The sequence below is a fragment of the Cellulosimicrobium sp. BMG9.22 genome (assembly GCF_059159975.1).
On the sequence record NZ_JBZGBY010000006.1, the window covers coordinates 44,936 to 69,235 of the forward strand.

Annotated in this window: 16 protein-coding genes; 10 read left to right on the plus strand and 6 right to left on the minus strand. The window is 72.2% G+C overall.

Annotation, left to right across the window (positions count from 1 at the left end):
- Positions 1-375 (minus strand): ArsR/SmtB family transcription factor, encoded by a 375-nt coding sequence (locus tag AC4H2H_RS06485; RefSeq protein ID WP_494369982.1) that lies wholly within the window; start codon positions 373-375, stop codon positions 1-3.
- 79 nt (positions 376-454) lie between these two features.
- On the opposite strand from AC4H2H_RS06485, the gene AC4H2H_RS06490 reads away from it, so the two are divergent.
- Entirely contained in the window at positions 455-1,828 is a 1,374-nt protein-coding gene (locus AC4H2H_RS06490; RefSeq protein ID WP_494369983.1) for an FAD-dependent oxidoreductase, read from the plus strand.
- Here AC4H2H_RS06490 and AC4H2H_RS06495 read toward each other — a convergent pair.
- The 3 genes from AC4H2H_RS06495 to AC4H2H_RS06505 all read right to left on the minus strand — a co-directional run bounded on the left by AC4H2H_RS06495 (position 1,794) and on the right by AC4H2H_RS06505 (position 4,440).
- Complete coding sequence (locus AC4H2H_RS06495) at positions 1,794-2,231, minus strand: arsenate reductase ArsC (RefSeq protein WP_494369984.1); 438 nt, start codon at positions 2,229-2,231, stop codon at positions 1,794-1,796. The genes AC4H2H_RS06490 and AC4H2H_RS06495 overlap by 35 nt on opposite strands.
- A 41-nt stretch (positions 2,232-2,272) precedes the next feature.
- Entirely contained in the window at positions 2,273-3,283 is a 1,011-nt protein-coding gene (locus tag AC4H2H_RS06500; protein ID WP_494370097.1) for a metalloregulator ArsR/SmtB family transcription factor, read from the minus strand.
- A 65-nt stretch (positions 3,284-3,348) separates the two neighbouring features.
- A complete protein-coding gene (locus AC4H2H_RS06505; protein WP_494369985.1) occupies positions 3,349-4,440 on the minus strand; it encodes a fatty acid desaturase family protein in 1,092 nt (363 codons plus the stop codon).
- A 182-nt stretch (positions 4,441-4,622) separates the two neighbouring features.
- On the opposite strand from AC4H2H_RS06505, the gene AC4H2H_RS06510 reads away from it, so the two are divergent.
- A complete protein-coding gene (locus tag AC4H2H_RS06510) occupies positions 4,623-4,997 on the plus strand; it encodes a VOC family protein (RefSeq protein WP_494369986.1) in 375 nt (124 codons plus the stop codon).
- A gap of 42 nt (positions 4,998-5,039) precedes the next feature.
- Here AC4H2H_RS06510 and AC4H2H_RS06515 read toward each other — a convergent pair whose 3' ends face one another.
- Together AC4H2H_RS06515 and AC4H2H_RS06520 are read right to left on the minus strand one after the other, a co-directional pair.
- Positions 5,040-6,422, minus strand: a complete 1,383-nt coding sequence (locus AC4H2H_RS06515) for a TrkH family potassium uptake protein (RefSeq protein ID WP_494369987.1) — start codon at positions 6,420-6,422, stop codon at positions 5,040-5,042.
- Between the two features lie 88 nt (positions 6,423-6,510).
- A complete protein-coding gene (locus tag AC4H2H_RS06520; protein WP_494369988.1) occupies positions 6,511-6,891 on the minus strand; it encodes a MerR family transcriptional regulator in 381 nt (126 codons plus the stop codon).
- Between the two features lie 130 nt (positions 6,892-7,021).
- On the opposite strand from AC4H2H_RS06520, the gene AC4H2H_RS06525 reads away from it, so the two are divergent.
- From AC4H2H_RS06525 to AC4H2H_RS06560, 8 genes are all read left to right on the plus strand, one after another.
- Positions 7,022-8,581, plus strand: coding sequence for a SulP family inorganic anion transporter (locus AC4H2H_RS06525; RefSeq protein ID WP_494369989.1), 1,560 nt, complete (start codon positions 7,022-7,024; stop codon positions 8,579-8,581).
- A 94-nt stretch (positions 8,582-8,675) separates the two neighbouring features.
- A complete protein-coding gene (locus AC4H2H_RS06530; RefSeq protein WP_494369990.1) occupies positions 8,676-8,948 on the plus strand; it encodes a type II toxin-antitoxin system Phd/YefM family antitoxin in 273 nt (90 codons plus the stop codon).
- Positions 8,945-9,220 carry a type II toxin-antitoxin system RelE family toxin gene (locus AC4H2H_RS06535; RefSeq protein ID WP_494369991.1) on the plus strand — a complete coding sequence of 92 codons (276 nt, stop codon included), beginning with the start codon at positions 8,945-8,947 and terminating at the stop codon, positions 9,218-9,220. The genes AC4H2H_RS06530 and AC4H2H_RS06535 overlap by 4 nt, the downstream gene beginning before the upstream one ends.
- Before the next feature lie 98 nt (positions 9,221-9,318).
- Positions 9,319-10,389, plus strand: coding sequence for a DUF389 domain-containing protein (locus AC4H2H_RS06540; RefSeq protein ID WP_494369992.1), 1,071 nt, complete (start codon positions 9,319-9,321; stop codon positions 10,387-10,389).
- A gap of 100 nt (positions 10,390-10,489) precedes the next feature.
- Positions 10,490-12,379: an alkyl/aryl-sulfatase gene (locus tag AC4H2H_RS06545; RefSeq protein WP_494369993.1), complete on the plus strand. Its 1,890-nt coding sequence runs from the start codon at positions 10,490-10,492 to the stop codon at positions 12,377-12,379.
- A gap of 79 nt (positions 12,380-12,458) precedes the next feature.
- On the plus strand, positions 12,459-14,351 hold the full coding sequence (locus AC4H2H_RS06550) for an alkyl/aryl-sulfatase (protein WP_494369994.1): 1,893 nt from the start codon (positions 12,459-12,461) through the stop codon (positions 14,349-14,351).
- 187 nt (positions 14,352-14,538) lie between these two features.
- On the plus strand, positions 14,539-22,491 hold the full coding sequence (locus tag AC4H2H_RS06555) for a DUF5979 domain-containing protein (RefSeq protein WP_494369995.1): 7,953 nt from the start codon (positions 14,539-14,541) through the stop codon (positions 22,489-22,491).
- Positions 22,488-24,281: a SulP family inorganic anion transporter gene (locus tag AC4H2H_RS06560; protein ID WP_494370098.1), complete on the plus strand. Its 1,794-nt coding sequence runs from the start codon at positions 22,488-22,490 to the stop codon at positions 24,279-24,281. The genes AC4H2H_RS06555 and AC4H2H_RS06560 overlap by 4 nt, the downstream gene beginning before the upstream one ends.
- Positions 24,282-24,300: the final 19 nt, after the last annotated feature.

Here is a 24,300-nt window from a genome sequence, read left to right on the forward strand (position 1 = left end):
TCAGCCGTCGCCCGCGGTCTCGGTGAGCGCGGTCGCCAGCCGCGTCAGTGCACCGGGGACCAGGGAGTAGTACGCCCAGCGCCCGCGCTGCTCACGGGTGAGCAGGCCCGCGTCGACGAGGATCTTGAGGTGGTGGCTCACGGTCGGCTGGGCGAGGCCGACCGGCTCGGTGAGGTCGCACACGCACGCCTCGCCGCCGTCGTGCGCGGCGACGATGGACAGCAGCTGGACGCGGGTGGGGTCGCCGAGGGCCTTGAAGACCCGGGCGAGGTCGCGAGCGGTCGCCGGGTCGGCGGCGTCGCGCACGAGCGGCGCGCAGCACCCGCCCGTCGCAGAGGTGTCCGGAGCCTCGAGGGTGAGCTCGGCCGTCGTCATGCGCCCATCTTGCCACCCATCGACGTTTGTGGATACGTTGTCCGCAACCGATCGAAGTTCGTCGATATGAGGAGGCGTGATGAGCATGGAGCGTGCGGACCTGCCGGTCGTGGTGATCGGCGCGGGTCCGGTGGGGCTGGCCGCGGCGGCCCACCTGCTGGAGCGCGGCCTGGAGCCGCTGGTGCTCGAGGCGGGCGACGGCGCAGGGGCCGCTGTCGCGTCGTGGGGCCACGTGCGGCTGTTCTCGCCGTGGCGCTACGACGTCGACGCCGCGGCACGGCGCCTGCTGGAGCCGACCGGCTGGGTCGAGCCCGACCCGGACACCCTGCCGACCGGCACCGAGCTCGTCGAGCAGTACCTGGCCCCGCTCGCGGCCACGCCGCCGATCGCGTCCCGCCTGCGCACGGGGACGCGCGTGCTCGCCGTGGCGCGCGACGGCGCCGACAAGACGGGGTCGCTCGGCCGGGAGCGTCGCGCGTACCGCGTCCGCACGGCCGGGCCGGACGGGCGGGTCCGGGACGTGCTGGCCCGGGCCGTGGTCGACGCGTCGGGAACCTTCTCGACGTCGAACCCGCTGGGTGTCTCCGGGCTCCCGGCGGTCGGCGAGGACGAGGCGGCGCGGTTCGTCACCGGCCCTCTCCCGGACGTGCTCGGTACGCAGCGCGACCGCTTCGCCGGCCGGCGCACGCTCGTCGTCGGAATGGGGCACTCCGCCGCGAACACCCTGCTGAGCCTGGTCGAGCTCGCCGGGACCGAGCCGGGCACGACCGTCACGTGGGCGATCCGCGGCGGCTCGGCCCGGCGCCTGTTCGGCGGCGGGGCCGACGACGAGCTCCCCGCCCGGGGTCTGCTCGGCACGCGGCTGCGGGCCGCCGTCGACGACGGGCTCCTCACCCTCCTCACGCGGGTGTCGATCGAGGAGCTCGTCCCGGGCGAGCGGTCGGTGCACGTGCGCGGCACCGCCCGGGAGGTCGGTCTCGACGGGCCGCTCGACCTGGACGTCGACGCGATCGTCGACGCGACCGGGTTCCGCCCCGACCTCGCCATGCTGCGCGAGGTCCGCCTGGACCTCGACCCGGTCGTCGAGGCCCCCGCCGCGCTCGCCCCGCTCATCGACCCGAACCAGCACTCGTGCGGCACCGTGCCGCCCCACGGCGAGTCCGTACTGTCCCACCCCGACGACGGCTTCTACCTCGCCGGCATGAAGTCCTACGGGCGCGCGCCGACGTTCCTCCTCGCCACGGGGTACGAGCAGATCCGGTCGATCGCCGCGGCCCTCGCGGGCGACCGGGCAGCCGCGGACGCCGTCGAGCTGGACCTGCCCGCGACCGGCGTGTGCTCGTCCGACCTCGCGCTCGAGGCCGACGGCGACGTGGCCGGGTCGTGCTGCGGGACCGCCCCGGCCGCGCCGCAGCTCGTCACCCTCGGGTTCGGGGCACCGGCACGGGCGTGACGCCGAGCTCGTCGAGCAGGGTGAGCACGCGCGCGCGGATCTCGTCGCGGATCGGGCGCACGGACTCGAGGCCCTGGCCGGCCGGGTCGGCCAGGGCCCAGTCCTCGTAGCGCTTGCCGGGGAAGATCGGGCACGCGTCGCCGCAGCCCATGGTGATGACGACGTCGGACGCCTGGACGGCCTCCGTCGTGAGCACCTTGGGCTGCTCGGCGCGGAGGTCGATGCCCTCCTCGAGCATCGCCTCGACGGCGGCGGGGTTGATCTGGTCGGCAGGTGCGGACCCGGCGGACCGGACCTCGACGGCGCCGCCGGACAGGGCGCGCAGGTAGCCCGCGGCCATCTGGGAGCGGCCCGCGTTGTGGACGCAGACGAAGAGGGCGGAGGGCTTGGTGGTCGCGTTCATGAGGTTCTCCGAAGGTCGGGTCCGACGTGGGATGACGGCGGTCAGCGGGTGGTGGGCAGGTCGAGGTCGGGCAGGAGGTCGGCGAGCAGGGCGCGCACGCGGGTGTCGAGCTCGTCGCGGATCGCGGCGACCCCGGCAGGGGACGCGAGGGCGGGGTCGCCCACGAGCCAGTCCTCGTACCGCGTGCCAGGTAGCACCGGGCAGACGTCGCCGCAGCCCATGGTGACGACGACGTCGGCCGCGCGGACGGCGTCGTCGGTCAGCGGCTTGGGGAACGCCTCGTCGTCGGCGGTGCCGAGCGCGGCGAGCGCCGGGCGGACGGCGGGGTGCACGTCCGCCGCCGGGGTCGAGCCGGCCGAGCGGACGACGACGCGGTCTCCCGCGTAGCGGCGCACCAGTGCCGCCGCGAGCTGGGAGCGACCGGCGTTGGCGACGCACACGAACAGCACCTGCGGGCGCGCGTCGGGCGCTCGGGTCAGGTCCGCGAGGCGCTGGCGGGTGAAGCGGTCGGTGAGGGTGAGCAGGTGCGCCGAGACCGTGGCCGAGCGGGCCAGTGCGGTGTACGACTCGCGCACGGTGCGCAGCACGACGTCGGCGCCCAGGCCCGGGTGGCGGGCGGCGAGGTCCGCGGCGAGACGGTCGAGCGCGGCGTCGACGTCCTCGAGGCCGGTCAGCGCGCGGGGCGCGACGAGCGCGTCGAGAGCGGCGGGCGCGAAGGACTCGAGCAGGGTAGAGACGGCGGCACTGTAACCCGGCGTGATGCGGTACCAGACCCAGGTGCCGCGCCGCTCGGAGGTGAGCACCCCGACGTCGCGCAGCACCTTGAGGTGGTGCGACACGGTCGGCTGCGACACGTCCGTGAGCGCGGTGAGGTCGCACACGCACGCCTCCCCGGCCGGGGAGGCGGCGATGAAGGACAGCATCCGCAGGCGCAGCGGCTCGGCGAGCGCCTTGAGCGTCGTCACGACGGCGGTGGCGGCCTCGGTTCCGATCGCGTGGGCCTCGACCTGCGGGGCGCCGCCGTCGGGCACGGGAGGCCTTTGTATCGACATGCGTCTATATTGACGCACGTCGATGACATACGGCAAGCCCGCGCCGGGACGAGGAGCGCCGGACGTCAGGCGCGGTACTGCGCGACCAGGGGGCAGGCCCACACGTCGGTGCCGCCGCGGCCGACCCGGTGGACGTGCTCGACGATCTGGCGGTAGGACGTACCGAGCCGGGTCTCGGTGTACTTCACGCCGAGCTCGTGGCAGTGCGCCCGGACCAGGGGAGCGACCCGGCGCAGGTGGGGCCGTGCCATCGACGGGAAGAGGTGGTGCTCGACCTGGAAGTTCAGCCCGCCCATGAACGTGTCGACCCACCGCCCGCCGCTGATGTTGCGGCTCATGAGCACCTGGCGGCGCAGGAAGTCGATCTTCACGTCCGGCGGCACGAGCGGCATGCCGATGTGGTTGGGCGCGAAGGCGAGGCCCATGGCGAGTCCGAACACCCCGAGCTGGACACCGAGGAACGCCAGCGCCCTGCCCGGCGACAGCACGAGGAACACCAGGGCGACGTGGGCACCGAGCCGGACGGTGAGGAACGTCAGCTCCACCCAGCGACGCTTGACCCGGTCGCGACCGAGGACGCGGCGCAGCCCCTGGACGTGCAGGTTCAGCCCCTCGAGCAGCAGCAGCGGGAAGAAGTAGTAGCCCTGCCACCGCGTCACCCGGCGCCCGGCCACGGTCGCCCGCTGCTCGGCGGCGTGACCGGTGAAGGCGACGATGCCGGGCGCGATGTCCGGGTCGGCGTCGATCCGGTTCGGCGCCGCGTGGTGCTTGCCGTGCTTCTGCTGCCACCAGCCCAGGCCCATGCCCGCGAAGAGGTCGACCACGACGAGCGCGACCCACTCGTTCCACCGAGCGGAGGCGAAGATCTGCCGGTGCGCGGCGTCGTGGCCGAGGAACGCGATCTGCGTCATGAGCAGGGCCAGAGCGACGCCCGTCAGCATCTGCCACCACGTGTCCCCGAGCAGGACGAACACCGCCGCCAGCACGACGCCGGCGCCGGTCAGCCCGATCAGCCTCGACCAGTAGTAGCCGTAGCACCGGGACATGAACCCGGCCTCGCGCACCCGCTGCGTCAGGGCGGTGAAGTCGCTGACATGCCGATCCCGGACCGACCTCGTCGTGGTGTCGTGGGTCGTGGAAACATCGGCAGACGTCATGGCATGCTCCTCCAGCACCGTCGTGGACCAGGTACGCCACGAGCCTGCCGAACGCCCGTGTCGCACGCACGTTCCCGGCAGGAGAGTCGCGGCGTCGACCGATGAGCGCGCGGGTCCGCGACGGTCGACCCTGGGAGAGCGGTCCGGGAGCGGCCCGGCCCGCGCGCACCCCAGGAGGAGACATGCTCGACAAGGCGTTCAGCGGGTTCTCGGTCGACGACGTCGAGGCGGCGCGACACTTTTACGGCGACGTGCTCGGGCTGCGGGTCGAGGGCGACGACCTGCTGTGGATCCGGGTGACCGGCGACTCGGGGGTCCTCGTCTACCCCAAGGGCGACGCTCACGCGCCCGCGAGTTTCACGGTCCTCAACTTCCCCGTCGCGGACGTCCCCGGCACCGTCGCCGCACTGCGCGAACGTGGCGTCGCGTTCGAGCGGTACGAGGGGACGCCGACCCAGACCGACGACGACTTCGTGTTCCGCGGCGGCGGTCCGCTCATCGCCTGGTTCACCGACCCCGCCGGCAACGTGCTGTCGATCATCCAGGACGAGGCCTGAGCGGGCCGGGGCGATGCCGGCGGGCTCCGCCGGCGTCGCGCGTCAGCCGATGATCGCCGCGCTCTCGGGTCGGCGGAACAGGCGCTGGCTCCCGCGTAGCGCCAGCGCCGTGCCGAGGGTGACGGGCCCGAGGCGCCCGAGGAACATCAGGGCGACCAGGATGAGCTGGTGCGGGCTCTCGAGGTCGGCGGTGATCCCGGTGGACAGGCCCGTGGTGGTGAACGCGGAGGTGACCTCGAACAGGACCCGGTTGAGGTCGTAGGGCGAGGTGGCCGTGATGACGAGCGTCGGTACGAGGACGGCGGCGATGCCCAGCAGGGCGACCGTCACGGCCTGGCGCTGCGTGGCCGGGGCGATCCGCCGGTCGAAGGCGTTCACGTCCGGGTCGCCGCGCAGCTCGGACCAGATGACGAACGCCAGCACGGTGAAGGTCACGACCTTGATCCCGCCCGCGGTGCCGGCACTGCCGCCACCGATGAACATGAGCACGTCCGTCCCCAGCCACGTGCCCTCGTTCATGGCCGACGTGTCCACGGAGTTGAACCCCGCGGTGCGGGCCATCGTCGACTGGGTGAACGCGGCCAGCAGCTTGCCGCCCGTCGACAGGGGGCCCAGCGTGTGCGGGTTCGCCCACTCGAGCACGAGGAAGAACACCGTGCCGACGCCGAGCAGGATCCCTGTGGCGAGCAGGGTGAGCTTCGTGTGCAGCGACCAGCGCGACGGCTTGACCCTGCGCTGCCGGTAGAGCTCGAAGATCACCGGGAACCCGATCCCGCCGAGGATCACCGCGGCGCTGAGCGGCAGGCAGACCCAGGGGTCGTCGACGAACCCGATCAGCGAGTCGGAGTACAGGGCGAACCCGGCGTTGTTGAACGCGGACACCGCGTGGAACACCCCGCTCCACGCCGCCTCGCCGAGACCGGTGTCGCCACGGACCAGCAGGCGGGCCGCGACGGCGACGGCGACGACGCTCTCGACGACGACGGTGACGCGCAGCACCCCGACGAGCACCGATCGCACGTCACCGAGCTGGACGCTGCGCGTGGAGGCCTGGGCGACCATGCGGGTGTTGAGGTCGAGGCGCCGCGAGATGAGCAGGCCGAGCAGCGACGCGACGGTCATGACGCCGAACCCGCCGAGCTGGATGAGCGCCAGGATCACGGCCTGCCCGAACGGCGTCCAGAAGGTCGGGGTGTCGACGACGGCCAGACCGGTCACGCACACGGCGGACGTCGCCGTGAACAACGCCTCGAGCGGCGTCGCCATCCGGCCCGTCGTGGAGACGGGCAGCAACAGCAGGACCGTCCCCACCGCGATGGCGGCGGCGAACCCGAGGACCACGAGCTGCCCGGGACGACGCCGGAGCGTGCGGTCCCCGTCGCCGGAGGCCGCAGGCGCGAGACGTCGCGGTAGCGACCCGAGCATGGACACTCGACCGGTCTACCGCACCGCCGGGCGCCGGGCGGCGATCCTTACGGAACCCTGACGGCGGATGCGGTCGGCGGGTGCCGCGTCAGCGAGACGTCAGGACCGCGATGAACTCGTCCGCCATGGCGAGCTTGCGCGCGAGGTCGGCGCGGCGCTGCCCGGCGGTGTCGAGGTAGGCGTCGAGGCGTGCGCGCAGGCCCGCGTCGACGTCGCCGCCGGCCAACCGGTCGGAGATCTCCAGCAGGTCGGCCATCTCCTCGAGCGTGAAGCCGAGCGGCTTCATGCGGCGGACGACGAGGAGCCGGTCGACGTCCTGCTCGGTGTACAGGCGGAACCCGCCGTCGCTGCGGCCCGAGGGGCGCACGAGCCCGACCTCGTCGTAGTGGCGCAGCGTGCGCAGCGACAGGCCGGTACGCGCGGCGACGGCTCCGATATGCATCGTGGCCGGTTCGGAGCGGTCGGTCATGGGGGAAGTCTCTCGCGTCGGCAGGCCTCGCATGGCACGACTGGAACCCTACCCTCACGTGAGGGTAGGGTTTGCGCCGGTCGCCCCCCGGTCCGCGGGCGTGCGCGCCCCGACCTCGAAGGAACGCCGCGTGCCGAACGACGCCCGCCCCGCCCCGCCCGACCCCGCCACTCCGCCCGCCACGGGCGCGCCGGAGGCCGACGAGTCGTACTCCGTGCTCGCCGCCCTGAAGTCTCCGCGCCGGCTGAGGACCGAGGTCCTCGCCGGGCTCGTCGTCGCTCTCGCGCTGATCCCCGAGGCCATCGCGTTCTCGATCATCGCCGGGGTCGACCCGCGTCTGGGCCTGTTCGCGTCGTTCACCATGGCGGTGTCGATCGCCTTCCTCGGCGGACGCCCGGCGATGATCTCGGCCGCGACGGGCGCGGTGGCCCTCGTCGTCGCCCCTGTCGCCCGTGACCACGGCGTCGACTACCTCGTCGCGACGGTGATCCTCGCGGGCGTCATCCAGGTCGCCCTGGGCCTGCTCGGCGTGGCGAAGCTCATGCGGTTCATCCCGCGCTCCGTGATGGTCGGGTTCGTCAACGCCCTCGCGATCCTCATCTTCCTGTCCCAGCTGCCGCACCTGCAGGGAGTGCCGTGGATGGTCTACCCGCTGGTGGCCGTCGGCATCGCGATCATGGTCGTGATGCCGCGCTGGACGAAGGTCGTCCCGGCACCCCTGGTCGCGATCGTGCTCCTCACCGCAGCCACCGTGACCGCGGCGATCCACGTCCCGACCGTCGGCGACGAGGGCGAGCTGCCCGAGTCGCTGCCGTCCCTGCTCCTCCCCGACGTGCCGCTGAACCTCGAGACGCTGCAGATCATCGCGCCGTTCGCGCTCGCCATGGCCCTGGTCGGGATTCTCGAGTCGCTGCTCACGGCCAAGCTCGTCGACGACGTCACCGACACCCACTCGAACAAGACGCGCGAGGCCTGGGGGCAGGGCGCCGCGAACGTCATCACCGGATTCTTCGGCGGCATGGGCGGCTGCGCCATGATCGGCCAGACCATGATCAACGTGAAGGCCTCGGGGGCGCGCACCCGCATCTCCACGTTCCTCGCCGGGGTGTTCCTGCTGATCCTCGTCGTCGGCCTGGGCGACATCGTCGCGATCATCCCCATGGCCGCGCTCGTCGCCGTGATGATCATGGTCTCCGTCGGCACGTTCGACTGGCACTCGATCCGCCCCGCGACGCTCCGGCGGATGCCGAAGTCCGAGACGACCGTCATGCTCGCGACCGTCGTCGTGACCGTCGCGACCCACAACCTGGCCTACGGCGTGACCGTCGGCGTCCTGGTCGCCATGGTGCTGTTCGCCCGCCGGGTCGCGCACCTCACCACGGTCACCCGGCTGGACGCCTCGGCGGGACCAGGGGCCGACGACGACACCTGCACCTACGCCGTCGAGGGCGAGCTGTTCTTCGCCTCCTCCAACGACCTCGTCTACCAGTTCGACTACGCCGGCGACCCGCGCAACATCGTCATCGACATGACGAACGCCCACGTCTGGGACGCCTCCACCGTCGCGACCCTCGACGCGATCCGCACGAAGTACGAGGCCCGCGGCAAGACCCTCACCGTCGTCGGCGCCAACGCCGACACCACCGAGCGCCTGGACCGCCTCGCCGGAACGCTCGGTGCCGGCCACTGAGATCCAGAGACCACTCGCGCTGCCCGCCCGTCCCGTAAACCTGACTATCAGTGTGACTAGAGTTCTGGTCGGAATTTGAACGAGAATCTTCGCCATGCAGACATACCCGTTGAGCGAGGCGAAGACCAACCTGTCCGCGCTGGTGGACGGGCTCGAAAGAACGCACGAGCCGGTGACGATCACCCGGCACGGGAAGGCTGCGGCGGTGCTCATCGCCCCGGAGGACCTGGCAACCTTGATGGAGACGTTGGCGTGGCTCTCGGACCCCGATCATGCGGCTGAGATGGCTGAGGCGGAGGAGGCGATCAAGCAGGGTCGCACGTTGAGCCTGGACGAGGTGCGCGAGCAGCTGGCCGCGCGTCGATGACCGACGCCGACCGGTGGGAGGTGCGCCTGACACCTCCCGCGTCGCGCACCCTGCACGAGCTCCCGCCGCGGCTGGCCGATGCGGTGATCCGGTTCTGCTCGGAACCCTTGGCAAGCAACCCGTACCGGGTGACCAAGCCGTTGGGCGCGGAGCTCGTCGGCCAGCGCGCCGGATACGTCGGGATCGGGTTCCGCGTCCTGGTCCGCATCGACGACGACGAGCGCGTCGTCTACGTCATGCGCATGGCCTACCGTGCCGACGGCTACCGATAGGGGCTCGGCACCAGTTCGGGTGGCATCTCGCCGACCACGCTCCTACTGTTCGACGCGCCGGGGCGTCCCCGGCCAGCCGCACGTCGTGGGAGGCACACATGCCCGAGTCGTCCCGGCCGGAAGCCGTCTCGGCAGAACCGGCAGAGCGTGAACGACGACGCCGGATCCTGAGCCTGCTCGTCCCCTCGGCCCAGCGCCGCACGCTCGCCGAGGTGGCGGACCGGCTCGACCTCGACGTCGGGGACGTGCGCGCCAAGCGGTCGGCGTTCTGGACGATGCTCGTCCTGTCCGGGTTCATCGCGGTCGCGGGCGTCGTCACGGACTCCACCGCGACGGTGATCGGCGCGATGATCGTCGCGCCCCTGTCGACCCCGATCCTCGGGATGGGGCTCGGCATCGTCGCGGGGGACCGGTCGAAGATCGTGCGCTCCGCCGCGTACGTCGTGGGCGGGCTGGCGGTGGTCGTCGCCATCGGGCTCCTCGCGACGCTCGTGCTCCCCGCCTCGTCCGCGGTCGTCACCAACTCCCAGGTGACGGGCCGCACCTCGCCGGGCGTGGGCGACCTCGTCGCGGCGTTCGCGACCGGGTTCGCCGGGGCGATCGCGCTCGCGCGCCGGGACCTCGGCGACGTCCTGCCCGGGATCGCCATCGCGATCTCCCTCGTCCCGCCGCTCGGCGTCGTCGGCGTGTGCCTCGGCGAGGGCCAGCCGGCGCTCGCGGCCGGAGCGCTCCTGCTCTTCGTGTCCAACGCGGTCGCGCTCGTCGTCGCCGCCACGGTGGTCTTCTCGGGCGCCGGGTACCTGGACGACGCGCGGGCGGCGCATATCGGGGCGGCGGCTCCGCGGCGTCGTACCGCCGTCGTCGTGGCCACGGTCGCCGTGCTCCTGGTCGCCGTCCCCATGGTCGCGAACACCGTGCAGGCCACGCTCTCGGATCTCTGGCTGAGCCAGAGCCGCGCGGCCGCGGAGGCGTGGCTCGGCCAGACGGACGGCGCGACGGTCGACGACGTGCACTGGCAGGGTCAGGACCTCGTCGTCGAGGTCCGCTACCCGGGCGACGTGCCCGACGTCGCGCCCCTGCGGGAGCAGATCGACGCCCTGATCCCGTGGCGACCGGAGATCGTCGTCGTGCACACGGTCGGCGAGCGTGTGGAACCCGCGACCGGCTGACCGGGGCCCCGCACGACCGGCCGCTGAACGGACATCCGCGTGATTTCGGCCCACGGACGCTCCGGATGCACGACCTTTCCGCGGCTGGGACTCTCGAAGCATGTCGACTCCGAAGCCAGCAACGCCCGCCATCGTCCAGCAGCAGCAGGCTCTCCTGGAGTCGCTGCCCTTCTCCGACACCCAGGACTTCGACGACGCCGGTCGCGGTCTGCTCGGTTCTCGCGAACCGGGCGCGGTCACCCAGGACGACGGCAGCGTCGTCTGGGACGGCGACACCTACTCCTTCATCGAGGGAGACGCACCGGACACGGTCAACCCGAGCCTGTGGCGCCAGTCGCAGCTCGTCGCCCGTCAGGGCCTGTACGAGGTGGTCGAGGGGATCTACCAGGCGCGCGGGTTCGACCTGTCGAACATCACGTTCGTGGAGGGAAAGACCGGCGTCATCGTCATCGACCCGCTGATCTCGACGGAGACCGCCGCCGCCGCCCTCGCCCTGTACCGCGAGCACCGCGGCGACCGCCCGGTCACGGGCGTCATCTACACGCACTCGCACGTCGACCACTTCGGCGGGGTCAAGGGCGTGACGTCGCAGGAGGACGTCGACGCCGGTCGCGTCCCGGTCCTCGCGCCCGCCGGGTTCGTCGAGCACGCAGTCTCGGAGAACGTGTACGCGGGCACGGCGATGGGCCGTCGGGCCGGGTACATGTACGGCGCCGCGCTCGCGCGCGGGCCGCAGGGCGCGGTCGGTGCCGGCCTGGGCCAGACGACGTCGACCGGCACGGTCACGCTGATCCCCCCGACGCTCGAGATCACGACCACCGGTCAGGAAGAGGTCGTCGACGGCGTGCGGATCGTCTTCCAGATGGCGCCGGACACCGAGGCGCCGTCGGAGATGCTGTTCTTCTTCCCGGACCACAAGGCGCTGTGCGCCGCGGAGGACGCGACGCACAACCTGCACAACCTGCTGACCCTGCGCGGTGCGCTCGTGCGCGACCCGCACGTCTGGTCGCACTACCTCACCGAGACGGTCGACCTGTTCGGGAGCGACGTCGAGGTCGTGTTCGCCTCCCACCACTGGCCGACGTGGGGCAACGAGCGCGTCGTCGACTTCCTCAGGATCCAGCGCGACCTGTACGCCTACCTGCACGACCAGACGCTGCGCCTGCTGAACAAGGGTCTGACCGGTTCGGAGATCGCCGAGGAGATCACGCTGCCTCCGGCGCTGGAGAACGCGTGGAGCACGCGCGGCTACTACGGGACCGTGAGCCACAACGTCAAGGCGATCTACCAGCGCTACATGGGCTGGTTCAACGGCAACCCGGCCACGCTGTGGGAGCACGTCCCGGTCGAGCGAGCCACGCGCTACGTCGACTACATGGGTGGCGCGGACGCCGTCGTCGAGAAGGCGCGCGCGGCGTTCGACGCAGGGGACTTCCGCTGGGTCGCGGAGGTCGTCAACCACGTCATCTTCGCCCAGCCCGACCACGCCGGTGCGCGCGACCTGCTCGCCGACACCTACGAGCAGCTCGGCTACGGCTCGGAGAACGGCACGTGGCGCAACTTCTACCTGTCGGGTGCGACGGAGCTGCGCGACGGCCAGTTCGGCACGCCCACGGTCACCGCGTCGCCGGACATGGTCGCCCAGCTCTCGCCGGCGATGCTGTTCGACGCCCTCGCGGTCCAGGTGGACGGCCCGAACGCGTGGGACGAGACGCTCTCGATCGACGTCGTGCTCACCGACGCGGACGAGCGGTACCGCTTGCGGCTCGCCAACGGTGCGCTCACCTACAGCGCCGCACCCCAGCAGGGCGACGCGGACGTCACGCTCACCACGTCGAAGCGCGCGCTCCCCGCGCTCGCTGCCGGCGCCCTCACGCCTGACCGTCTCGCGCAGGCCGGCATCGAGGTCGGCGGCGACGCGTCCGTCCTCGGCCGGCTGGGCGCGGTCCTCGACCCCGGGGACTCGGACTTCGCGATCGTCACGCCCTGACGACGGCGCCCGAGCGGGCCGTCGCGCGCGGGTCGTGCTTCCGGATGCACGACCTGCGCGCCGCTGCGACGATCCGAGCATGACGACGACACCGAAGCCAGCAACTCCGACCATCGTCCAGCAGCAGCAGGCCATCCTCGAGTCGCTGCCCTTCTCGGACACCAGCGACTTCGAGGACGCCACGCGTGGGCTGATCGCGAGCCGTACCCCCAACGCGGTGTCGGCCGAGGACGGCACGGTCGTGTGGGACAACGACACGTACGACTTCCTCCAGGGCGACGCCCCGGACACGGTGAACCCGAGCCTGTGGCGGCAGTCGAGGCTCAACATCGCGCAAGGTCTGTTCGAGGTCGTCCCCGGCATCTACCAGGTGCGGGGCATGGACCTGTCGAACACGTCGTTCATCGAGGGCGACGAGGGCGTCGTCGTCATCGACACCCTCCTGACGGTCGAGACGGGCCGGGCGGCGCTCGAGCTGTACCGCGAGCACCGCGGGGACCGACCGGTCAAGGCGATCGTCTACACGCACTCGCACGCGGACCACTACGGGGGCACCCGGGGCTTCGTCTCGCAGGAGGAGGTCGACTCCGGTGCGGTGAAGGTCTTCGCGCCCGAGGGTTTCGTGGAGCACGCGGTCTCGGAGAACGTGTACGCGGGCACGGCGATGAACCGCCGCGCCGGGTACATGTTCGGCGCTGCGCTCGCGCGCGGCCCGCAGGGCGGTGTCGGTGCGGGGCTCGGCCAGACCCTGTCGACGGGCGAGGTCTCGTTCATCCCGCCGACGGACATCGTCTCGACGACGGGCGAGGAGGTCGTCGTCGACGGCGTCCGCATGGTGTTCCAGATGGCGCCTGGCACCGAGGCCCCGTCCGAGCTGCTGCTGTACCTGCCGGACCACAAGGCGCTGTGCGCGGCTGAGGACGCCACCCACACGCTGCACAACACGCTGACCCTGCGCGGCGCCGTCGTGCGCGACCCGCACGCGTGGGCGCACTACCTCACCGAGACCGTGGACCTGTGGGGCGGCGACGTCGAGGTCGTCTTCGCGTCCCACCACTGGCCCATGTGGGGCAAGGACCGCGTCGTCGAGTACCTGCAGGTCCAGCGCGACATCTACGCCTACCTGCACGACCAGACGCTGCGCATGCTCAACAAGGGCCTCACCGGCCCGGAGATCGCCGAGGAGATCACGCTCCCGCCGGCGCTCGAGAACGCGTGGCACGTGCGCGGCTACTACGGGTCCGTGAGCCACAACGTCAAGGCGATCTACCAGCGCTACCTCGGCTGGTTCAACGGCAACCCCGCCACCCTGTGGGAGCACGTGCCCGTCGAGCGCGCCAAGCGATACGCGAAGCTCGCCGGCGGCGTCGCCGCGCTGGTGACGAACGCGCGCGAGGCCTTCGACGCCGGCGACTTCCGCTGGGCCGCCGAGGTCGCCAACCACGCCGTCTTCGCCGAGCCGGACCACGCCGGCGCGCGCGAGGTGCTCGCCGACACCTACGAGCAGCTCGGCTACGGGTCGGAGAACGGCACGTGGCGCGACTTCTACCTCGCTGGCGCCGTGGAGCTGCGCGACGGCCAGTTCGGCACCCCGACCGAGACGAACGCGCCCGACGTCATCGCCAACCTCTCCCCGGAGATGCTGTTCGACGCCCTCGCGATCCAGGTGAACGGCCCGCGGGCCTGGGACGAAAAGCTGTCGATCGACGTCGCCCTGACCGACGTCGACGCCCGGTACCGCCTGCGCCTGGCCAACGGCGTCCTCACCTACAGCGCCGCACCGCAGCGGGGCGACGCCGACGTCACGCTCACCGGGACCAAGCGCGCGCTGCCGGTCCTCGCGAGCGGGAACGTCACACCGGACACGCTCGGCCAGGCGGGCATCGAGCTCGCCGGCGACGCGTCCGTGCTCGGGCGACTCGCCGCCGTCCTCGACCCGGGCGACAAGAACTTCGCCATCGTCACCCCCTGACGTCGACCTGACGCCCGCGTCGCCCGCTCCGGAGAGCGGGTCCGACGCGGGCGTCGTCGTGCCCGCCGGGGCGCGGAGACGGCTGATTCTTTCGACGCGCCACCGTGAAGAGCCTGTGGCAGTGTCGGAGCGACGGGGCGCACGACGTGGTGCGCCGGGGGTCTGGGCGTGACCGGAGGGCGGCGGCATGGCGAACGGAACGACGAGCAGCACCACGCGCAGGGGGCAGGGTCAGGCGGCCCGGCGCGCGTCACGGCTGCGTCGCGCATGGGCGGCGCTGGGGACCGCTCTGCTCGCCCTGCCGCTCGTTCTCGTCCCGGCGGTCCCGGCCTCTGCCGCGTCGTGGGGGATCCAGAAGACCGAGCTCAGCGCCCCCCCGTACGAACCGGGCGACACCGTGACCTGGGTCGTCACCGTCTCGTGCTCCGACCCGAACGACGACCCGTGCGTCCCCACCACGATCACCGACCCCCTTCCGGAAGGCGTGGAGCTGGTCAGCGCGACGATCCAGAGCCAGGGTGGCGCGACCGGCGGAGAGCTCGTCGCCGACACGGACACGGTCACCTACACCGCGGACAGCGTCCCCAACGGGGACCAGGTCCAGATCCTCATCACGGCCCAGGTGGACCCCGACCTGCCGTACAGCGAGAGCGGGGTGCCGATTACCAACACCGCGACGGTCGAATCGGACAACGCCGCGGAACAGTCGGCGTCCGACGACATCGCCCCGATCGTCCCGCTCGTGCTCGACTCCGAGACGACCAAGACGATCGACCCGGAGGGCGCGATCGCCGAGCCGGGGACGCCGGCCACGGTGACCATCGGCAGCACGAACACCTCGAACGACACGGTGGACTCTCTCGTCATCTCCGAGCCGGTCGACCCCGCCGCGGACCCGAACCCCTTCACCTACCTCGAGTTCACCGGTTTCGGTCCGACCGGCGACGGGACCGGTGTGACCTGGCCCGCGGGCGCGACGTCCGCGACCGTGACGTTCGCGTGCGCCGACGGTTCCGCCCCCGTCGAGAGCACCACGACGGTCGGCACGCTGCCCAACCCGCCCGCGGGGTGCGACGTCGAGGGCTACACCGTGGAGTTCGCCGGCGCGATCGAGCAAGGCGCCACGGCGACGATCCCCTTCAGCGTCGTGCAGAGCGAGGAGGTCGCCGAGCTGACCGAGGCGACGACCGTCACCAACGACACGTCGTCCTACGTGATCGATGCCGAGGGCGGCGAGTCGGTGCCGACGACGGCCGCCGACACCTACGTCATCACCCCGCCTAACAACGCGGTGACCGCCTCCAAGTCGTTCGACCCTGCCACGGTGAGCGCCGGTGACCCGACGACGGTGACGATCGGCGCCACCAACGACGGCGACCCGACGACGTCGCTGGTCATCACCGAGCCCTCGCCCGGCACGCCGAGCCCGTTCGAGGGCGACGACCCGCTGACCTTCACCGGGTTCGGTCCGGACGGGGACGGTACGGGCGTCCAGTGGCCGACGGGCGCCACGGCGGCGAGCGTCAACTTCACGTGTGCCGACGGCTCCACGCCCACGCTGGAGACGACCACGGTGGGCACTCTGCCCAACCCGCCGCCGGACTGCGTCGTCCTCGGCTTCTCCGTCGAGTTCACGGGCGACATCGTGTCCGGCGGCGCTGCGTCGATCCCGTTCACCGCGGACACCGATCCCGACCAGGTCGTCGACGACGTGACGCACCCGAACGAGATCACGGCCGACATCCCGAACGCCGAGGACACGGCGTCCGCCGACCTCGTGACCCTCGTGGACCGGCTGGCGACGAACACCGACAAGCTGATCTCGCCGTCGACGATCCCCGCCGTGCCCGGGCAGAACGTGATCGTGCAGCTGCCGACGCAGCTGCTGCCGTTCGGACCCGACGGTTCGACGGCGAACGCCGACCAGGTCGTCATCCAGGACCCCACCGACCCTGAGAACCCTGGGCCGTTCTGGGACAGCTTCGTCCCGACGTCGGTGCGCACGACGGACGTGCCCGCGGACTCGACGCTGACGATCAACTACTGGGACGGCGACTCCTGGGAGCCTGCCCCGGGCTGCGGCCCCTACACCGGTCCGGACACGGTGAGCTGCGACCTCCCGCCCGATGCCGAGGGCGTGCAGTTCGTCTACGACTCGACGGGCGACGGCTTCCCGCCCGGCACGACGTTCCAGCCGAACTTCATCGCCACGTTCACCGGGCCCGAGGGTGCCGACGACCCGCTGGAGAACTGCGGTGCGTCGAGCGCGTCGTCGAGCACAGTCGACCCGACCGACCCGGCCGAGGGCTGCGCCACCGTCGACCCGTTCCCCGTCGACGGCACGGGCGACCTGGACTTCATCGAGAAGTCCTTCCTCGGCGAGGATCCGGTCAGCGTGCTGGCCCGCTCGGACGGCCAGGTGACCGCGCAGATCACCTGGTCGACCAACGGGTTCTCCGGCGTCGACCCGTTGGTCATCTCGGACATCGCGGACCCCGAGACGACGGCGATCGGGGACTCGTTCTACGACGCGTTCAACCTCGTCAGCGTGGACCCGATCGACGCTTCTGTGGACCCGCTGATCGAGTACGACCTGATCGAGAGCGTCGAGCTGTTCGACGGCACCGAGTGGGTCGAGGCGTCGGGCGATCCGTGTCCTGCCGCCTGCGACGGCACCTTCCCGGGCTACACGCTGACCGCCGACGAGCAGGCGTCGACCACCTCGGTGCGGCTGACGTACACCGAGAGCCCGAGCCGCGGCACGGGCGACCCGCTCGCTCCGCAGCCGGGCGACGGCGTCGCCCGGTCCACGCAGGCCGACGGTCGGCACCTCGACCTCACGTTCCAGGTGCGGGACGACCGGCGCAGCGACGGTTCGCCGGTGCTCGGCTCGACGAACGGCACGATCTACAACACCGGCGACCCGGGGCTCGTGAACGACACCGCGCGCGGCACCGCGACGTTCGACGGCACCGACTACACGGACGCCGACGACGACGACGTGCTGATCATCGACCAGCCGCTCAACGTGTCCGTGGTCAAGGACTGGACCGGCGGCCCGATCTCGGTGCCTCCGCCAGGAACCCCCGCCGAGTTCTACCCGTCGACCGACGTCGTGATCACCGGGACGAACGAGTCGGCGGCCAAGGTGGACCAGCTCCGGCTCGTGGAGCCCGGCATCGCGACGTCGGGCGAGGTGCAGACGGCGGAGGGTACCTCGCCGTTCAACGTCTTCGACCTCACCGCGATCGACCTCACCCCACCGGCCGGCGCGACCTCCACGACCGTCACGCTCACCTACGACGACGGGACGACCGAGGACTTCGACGAGGCCGACGCCGAGGCGTTCGCCCCTGACGACCTCGCCGACGTCGTCGGCGTCGAGGTGTCCTACGACGGCCTCGTCGAGGCCGGCGCGTCGGGGAGCATGGACCTCACGCTCCAGCTCCGCGAGACCGACCGCTACACGGGCGTGCCGATCCTCGACGAGGAGGGGACGATCGTCACGACGAACCCGGTCCCCGACGGTGCCGTCGCGACCATCGACGACCCGGGCGGCGTTCCCGGCGAGGACACGCGTCTCGCGTTCGACGACGCGACCATGCCGCTGCAGACGGCCTCGATCGCGCTCGAGATCACCAAGGCGTTCAACCCCGACACGATCGTCGAGCCGAACAACGGCACGGGCGAGAACGGCGACCTCCCGGCCGTCATGACGCTGACCGGGCAACCGCTCGGCCCGTCGCGCAGTGTCGAGATGGTGCTGACCGACGACGACCCCCAGTTCTGGAACCAGTACGACTTCGTCGCGTTCGACCCGAGCGCCGCGCTGGCGACACCGATCGACCAGGTGCAGGTGGACGCCTTCACGGGCGGCACGTTCAGCGGGGAGCCGGGCTCGCCCGACCCGGTCGAGGTGACGGGCGGCGACTGGGCGCTGGGCGAGCCGTCGGGCACGTTCGCGCTCCCGGCCGGCGTCGCGCCGGAGGATGTCCAAGGCCTGCGCCTCACGTTCACGCGGGCCGACGGGGACATCTGGGAGAACCCGGCCACCCCGACGCAGACGGTGCCGATCCAGATCCTGCGCCGCGACGAGATGCGCTCCGGGGACCCGGTGCTGCCCGACCTCGCGGCCAACCCGCCTGGTCCCGGCGAGACCGCCCCCGGCGTCGCGAGCAACTCCGTCGACGGCACGACGACGGGCGAGGACCTCGTGATCGACCCGGAGACGGGCGAGGTCGGCCCGGTGACCGCCGCGGACTCCGCGGACGCCTCGATCCTGTACCAGCACGCCACCAACGGCGTGGAGATCGTCAAGGACTTCAACGGCAACGTCAGCAGCGCGTCTCCGCCCGACGCCGTCATCGCGATGAACATCACGATCGAGAACACCGGCGACCGGCCGATCATCGACCCCATCGTCATCGACGACCCCATGCCGACCGACGCCGAGGGAGCGCAGCTCCGCCTCGCCCCGAACGTCGCCGAGCCGTTCAGCTACGCCCTCACGGGGGCGGACCCCGACACGAGCACCCCCGACCTGCCGACCGACGCCGCCGAGGTGACGGTCGACCAGGCCGGGGACATCGACTCGCTGGAGTTCGCCTTCCCGCCCGGGTCGGTGCTCGAGGTCGGGCAGGTCTACACGATCACCGTCCAGGTGCAGTTCCGCGTCGGGCTCCCCGCGCAGACCGTCGTCGCGAACACCGCGGGGGTCACGGGCGACCGGCCGTGGGACGAGTGCGTGGCGCGGCTGAACCCGGAGACGGGGGCGTGCGAGGCCGACGCCGACATCAGGCCCGTCGGGTCGGCGGTGATCGCGGAGTCGAAGTACGTCAAGGCGACGGCGGACGACCAGCTCGACGTCATCGTCGCCCCGGAGTACACGGGCCCGGACATCGAGTGCGAGCCCAACGTCTTCGGCTTCTACGCCTACCCCTGCACCCCGGTCATCGCGCCGGGGCACGCGGAGACCTGGCGCGTGCGGGTCGACAACGTCGGCAACCTGCCGCTGGACAAGGTCGTCACCGTCGACCGGCTACCCAAGCCCGGCGACACGGCGGCGGCGTCCACCGATCCGTCGACCGCCCGCAACTCGCAGTGGACTCCCATCCTCACGAGCGACCCGCCGCCGACGGTCGTCAACGCGCCTCCCGGCTCGACCACCGAGTTCTTCTACACGACGTCCGACGACTACTGCCTGGACGACCTGAACTTCCCGAACGAGGAGCCCGTGTGCCCGACGGGCGACCCGGTGACCGGCTGGGTGCAGCTCACCGGCTCCGAGAGCCAGGAGCTGTACGAGACGATCACGGCCCTGAAGTCCGTCATCACGTTCCCCGAGGACAACCTCTTCCAGCCGGGCCAGTTCATCGCTCTGGAGGCGACGACGCTCACGCCGGCGACCGCGCCGGAGGCCGGGGACCGGTCGATCGCGTGGAACTCGGCGGCGGCGAACGGCGTCGGGGTGACCCCGCAGGGCGACCTCAACCTCCTGCCGACCGAGGGCACCAAGGTCGGGGTCGCGACGGCGACCGGCTCGCTCGAGGTGAACAAGGTCGTCACGGGGGACGGGGCGCAGTACGCGCCCGAGTCGTTTGCGCTCGCGGTCCAGTGCACCTCGGCCATCGGCACGCCGGTGGAGACCGTGCTCGACCCGATCCCCATCACCGTGACCCCGGGGACGCCCGTGACCGTGCCGAACCTCCCGTACGGCGCCGAGTGCACGATCACCGAGGACCCGTCGGCGGGGCAGACCGAGCTGCTCGTCGGGACGGTGACGATCGGTGAGGAGCCGGACGTCGTCTCGATCACCGCGGTCAACCGGTACGACCTGTCGAGCATCGACCTCACGAAGGAGGTCGTGACGGACGCCGTCGACCAGGACGGCGTCCCCGTCCCGTTCGGCCCGTTCGAGGCGACGGTCGAGTGCACCTTCCTCGGTGAGCCTGTGTACGCCGAGGGCTACGGACCCGACGACCCGATGGTGGTCACCCTCGAGGACGGCGACACGGTCGAGCTCACGGGTCTGCCCGTCGGCTCGGAGTGCACGGTCACGGAGACCGGTACGGGCAACGCGTCGTCGGTGACGATCACGGTCGACCAGGGCCTACCCGGTCACCCCGTGACCACGGACGGCCCGACGACGGACCTCACGCTCACGCCCGACGTGCTCGGGGCGTCCACCAACGACGTCACCCTGACCAACACGTACGACGTCGGAGCGATCAACCTCCAGAAGGTGGTCGCCGGCGAAGGCGGCCCCGCGTACGGGGCCGGGCCGTTCACCGTCTCGGTGCTGTGCACGTACGACGACGACGGCGACGGGCCGGGCGATCCGCGCACGGTCTACGACGCCGACGTCGTGCTCGGCGCCGCGGGACCGCTCGAGACGCAGATCTCGAACCTTCCGACGGGCGCGGTGTGCGACATCGAGGAGGTCGACGACGCGGGGGCCACGGACTCCGTCGTGGTGCCGGACGAGGTGACCGTCGGCAGCGGTGACATCGCCGAGGTCGTCATCACCAACACGTTCGACGTCGGCACGATCCAGGTGGACAAGGAGCTCGCCGGCCTCGGTGCGCTCTACGGCCCCGGACCGTTCACGTTCCAGCTCGCGTGCACTTACGGGGAGGACGCCGAGGGCAACCCTGTCCCGATCCCGATCCCGGGCGGCGACACGCGGGTTGTCGAGGGCGGTTCCACCGCCACATACGACGGCCTGCCCGTCGAGTCGGAGTGCACGATCACCGAGACGGACACGTTCGCGGCGTCGTCCGTGGAGATCAGCGTGGACGACGGCCGCGACCCGGAGGAGTTCCCCGACGACCCGGAGAACCCCTCGGTGGCGGACATCACCGTCCCGCCGGCCGACGACGGCGCACCGACCACCGTGACGGTCACCGTGGAGAACACGTTCGACACTGCGCCGCTGCTCGTGCAGAAGGTGGTCGACGGCGACGCGGCGGCCTTCGCCCCGCCGATGCCGCCGCTGCCGGACCTGCCGACGACGGTCGAGGAGCTCATCGGGTTCGACTGGAGCACCATCCCGTACGACGAGTTCCCGTACGCGGTGTCGCTGGCCTGCACGACCGCGACGGGCGAGCCGGTGGAGACCATCATCGGCGGGCCGACGCGGCGGTTCGGTCCCGGCGTCCCGGCGGCGTACTTCGGCCTCCAGGACGGCGACTCCTGCACCGTCACGGAGACGGAGACCGCCGGGGCGACGTCGTCCACGGTCGCGCCGAACCCTGTCGTCGTCGAGGGTGACCCGTTCCCCGCGGACCCGGTCCAGGTGGTCGTCACGAACACGTACGACGCCGGGTCGATCGAGGTCACCAAGGTCGTGGACGGTGCGGGCGCGGAGGCCTTCGGCGCGGGCCCGTTCACCGTGAGCGCGGCGTGCACGTTCCAGGGCCAGGACATCGAGGTTCCCGGCGGCGCCACGCGGGAGGTCTCCGGCGGCGAGGTCGCGGTCTACGACGGCCTGCCGATCGGCGCCGAGTGCGTGGTGACCGAGACGGCCACAGGTGGCGCCTCGTCATCGACCGTGTCCGCCGTCGCGGACGGCGAGCCGGGCGTCGTGACCATCGCGGCCGACCCGGCCGCGCTGACGGTGACGAACACGTTCGACGTCGGCCAGGTCGTCGTGACGAAGGAGATCGACGGACCCGGTGCCGCGGAGCACCAGGACGACGCGTTCGTCGTCTCGCTCGCGTGCACGTGGGACGTGGACGGCGTGGCGACGGACGTCGTCGTCCCGGGCGGGGCCGAGCGCACGCTCTCCGCGGCGGACGACTGGACCGCGGTCTACGAGCAGGTCCCGCAGGACGCGACGTGCACGCTCGCGGAGACCGACGCGGGCGACGCCGCCGAGGTGACGGTCGCCGTCGCCTCGACCGAGGTGACGGTGGCCCCGGGGGACGGGACGCCCACCTCGGAGGCGTTCGCGGTGCCCGTGGGTACCTCGACCGACGTGACCGTGACGAACACGTTCCCGGCCACGCCCGGCGGCGACCTCCCGGCGACGGGCGCGAGGGTCGGCGCGATCGCGGTCCTCGCGGTCCTGCTGACGGGTGTCGGTGCGCTGCTGGCGAGCAACCGCCGGGTCCGCGTTCGGACGGGCGGGGGTGGCGCCTGAGCGAGGAGAGCCCGCGCGGCTCCGCCCCGGGGCGCGCGCTCCGGGCCTGGTGGGACGGGGTCCGCCCCGCGAAGGGGACGTTCCGGCGCTCGGCGGGCGCCGGCGTCCCCGGCGCCGTGGGCGGCGTCCCCGACGGCATGGCGTCCGCCACGCTCGTCGGCGTCAACCCGATCCACGGCCTCTACGCCACGGCGGTAGGGCGCATCGTCGGCGGCGTGACGGTCGACTCGCAGCTCATGATCGTCACGACGACGAGCGCCGCCGCCCTTGCCGCCGGGTCCGCGCTGGCGGAGGTCGCCCCGGAGGACCGGCTGCCCGCGCTCATCCTGCTCACGACGCTCGCGGGCGTCGTGATGGTCGCCGCGGGGCTCGCGGGCCTGGGTCGTCTCACCGGCTTCGTGTCGCACTCCGTCATGACGGGCTTCCTCACCGGGGTGTCGGTCAACATCCTGCTCGGGCAGCTCGACGACCTCACCGGTACCGAGCCGACCGCGTCGCTCGCGATCGCGCAGGCGTACCAGGTGCTCTCCGCACCCGGCACGTGGAGCTGGCCGACCGTCGTCGTCGGGGCGGGCTCGATCGTGGTGCTGCTCGCCCTCGCCCGGACGCGGATCGCCCCGTACGCGGCCGTGGTGGCGCTCGTCGTCGCGTCGGTCGGGGTGTGGCTCGCGCAGGCGGGCTCGGTGCGGCTCGTCGCGGACGCCGGGGCCATCCCCGTCGGCCTGCCGGTGCCCCAGGTCCCGGACCTCGGCCTGCTGTCCGTGGACGTCGCGGTGGGGGCGTTCGCCGTCGCGGCCATCGTGCTCGTACAGGGCGCCGGGGTCGCGGAGTCCGTCCCGAACCCGGGCGGAAAGCGGGCGGACCCGAACCGGAACTTCCTCGCGCAGGGCGTCGCGAACATCGCGGTCGGGTTCTTCCGCGGCATCCCGGTCGGCGGCTCCGTGGGCCAGACGGCGGTCAGCACGTCGGCCGGGGCGCGCGACCGCTGGGCGGGGATCATGTCGGGCGTCTGGGTGCTCGTCGTGCTCGTCGCGCTGTCCGGACCGGTCGGCCTCGTGCCGTCGGCGACGCTCGCGGCGCTGCTCGCGGTGGCGTCCGTCCAGTCGATCCGCCTCGCGGCCATGGCGACCGCGTGGCGCACGGGAAACCAGTCGCAGGTCGCGATGATCGCGACGTTCCTCGCGACGCTCCTCCTGCCGGTCGCGGCCGCCGTCGGGATCGGCGCGGCGCTGTCGATCCTCCTCCAGGCGAACCGCGAGTCCCAGGACCTGCGCATCGTGCGGCTCGTCCCGCTCGACGACGGGCACTACCGCGAGGAGCGCTCGCCCCGGCTGCTCGGGGACGAGTCCGTGACCGTGCTCGACGTCTACGGGAGCCTCTTCTACGCCGGTGCCCGGTCGCTCGAGGCGGCGCTGCCCGACCCCGGGGCGGCCCGCGACGCCGTCGTCGTGCTGCGCCTGCGCGGGCGGGCCACCCTCGGCGCGACGGCCTTCACGGTGCTCGCCCACTACGCCGACCGGCTCGGCGAGCGGGGCGGGCGGCTCTACGTGAGCGGCGTGGACCCGGCCCTCGCCGAGAAGTTCGCGCACGTCATCGACGTGCGGCTGCACGAGCGCATCGCGGTCTTCCCGGCCCGTCCCACGCTGGGCGAGTCCACCGCCGACGCCGTGAAGCACGCGGAGGCGTGGCTCGTGCGCGGCGTCGAGACGGCGCCGATCCCCGTGGTGCGACCGCCCGGCCCGGTCAAGCGGCTGTGGTCCCGCATGCGGTCGGCCCTGCACCGGAAGTGAGCTGCGGCCAGCGGTTGCG

What these genes read in the sequence shown, in the direction of transcription:
- AC4H2H_RS06515 (WP_494369987.1), bottom strand. Translation starts at nt 6,422, where the DNA reads ATGCTCGGGTCGCTACCGCGACGTCTCGCGCCTGCGGCCTCCGGCGAC.
- AC4H2H_RS06485 (WP_494369982.1), bottom strand. Translation starts at nt 375, where the DNA reads ATGACGACGGCCGAGCTCACCCTCGAGGCTCCGGACACCTCTGCGACG.
- AC4H2H_RS06540 (WP_494369992.1), top strand. Translation starts at nt 9,319, where the DNA reads ATGCCCGAGTCGTCCCGGCCGGAAGCCGTCTCGGCAGAACCGGCAGAG.
- AC4H2H_RS06545 (WP_494369993.1), top strand. Translation starts at nt 10,490, where the DNA reads ATGTCGACTCCGAAGCCAGCAACGCCCGCCATCGTCCAGCAGCAGCAG.
- AC4H2H_RS06500 (WP_494370097.1), bottom strand. Translation starts at nt 3,283, where the DNA reads ATGTCGATACAAAGGCCTCCCGTGCCCGACGGCGGCGCCCCGCAGGTC.
- AC4H2H_RS06535 (WP_494369991.1), top strand. Translation starts at nt 8,945, where the DNA reads ATGACCGACGCCGACCGGTGGGAGGTGCGCCTGACACCTCCCGCGTCG.
- AC4H2H_RS06530 (WP_494369990.1), top strand. Translation starts at nt 8,676, where the DNA reads ATGCAGACATACCCGTTGAGCGAGGCGAAGACCAACCTGTCCGCGCTG.
- AC4H2H_RS06490 (WP_494369983.1), top strand. Translation starts at nt 455, where the DNA reads ATGAGCATGGAGCGTGCGGACCTGCCGGTCGTGGTGATCGGCGCGGGT.
- AC4H2H_RS06510 (WP_494369986.1), top strand. Translation starts at nt 4,623, where the DNA reads ATGCTCGACAAGGCGTTCAGCGGGTTCTCGGTCGACGACGTCGAGGCG.
- AC4H2H_RS06520 (WP_494369988.1), bottom strand. Translation starts at nt 6,891, where the DNA reads ATGACCGACCGCTCCGAACCGGCCACGATGCATATCGGAGCCGTCGCC.
- AC4H2H_RS06555 (WP_494369995.1), top strand. Translation starts at nt 14,539, where the DNA reads ATGGCGAACGGAACGACGAGCAGCACCACGCGCAGGGGGCAGGGTCAG.
- AC4H2H_RS06495 (WP_494369984.1), bottom strand. Translation starts at nt 2,231, where the DNA reads ATGAACGCGACCACCAAGCCCTCCGCCCTCTTCGTCTGCGTCCACAAC.
- AC4H2H_RS06550 (WP_494369994.1), top strand. Translation starts at nt 12,459, where the DNA reads ATGACGACGACACCGAAGCCAGCAACTCCGACCATCGTCCAGCAGCAG.
- AC4H2H_RS06505 (WP_494369985.1), bottom strand. Translation starts at nt 4,440, where the DNA reads ATGACGTCTGCCGATGTTTCCACGACCCACGACACCACGACGAGGTCG.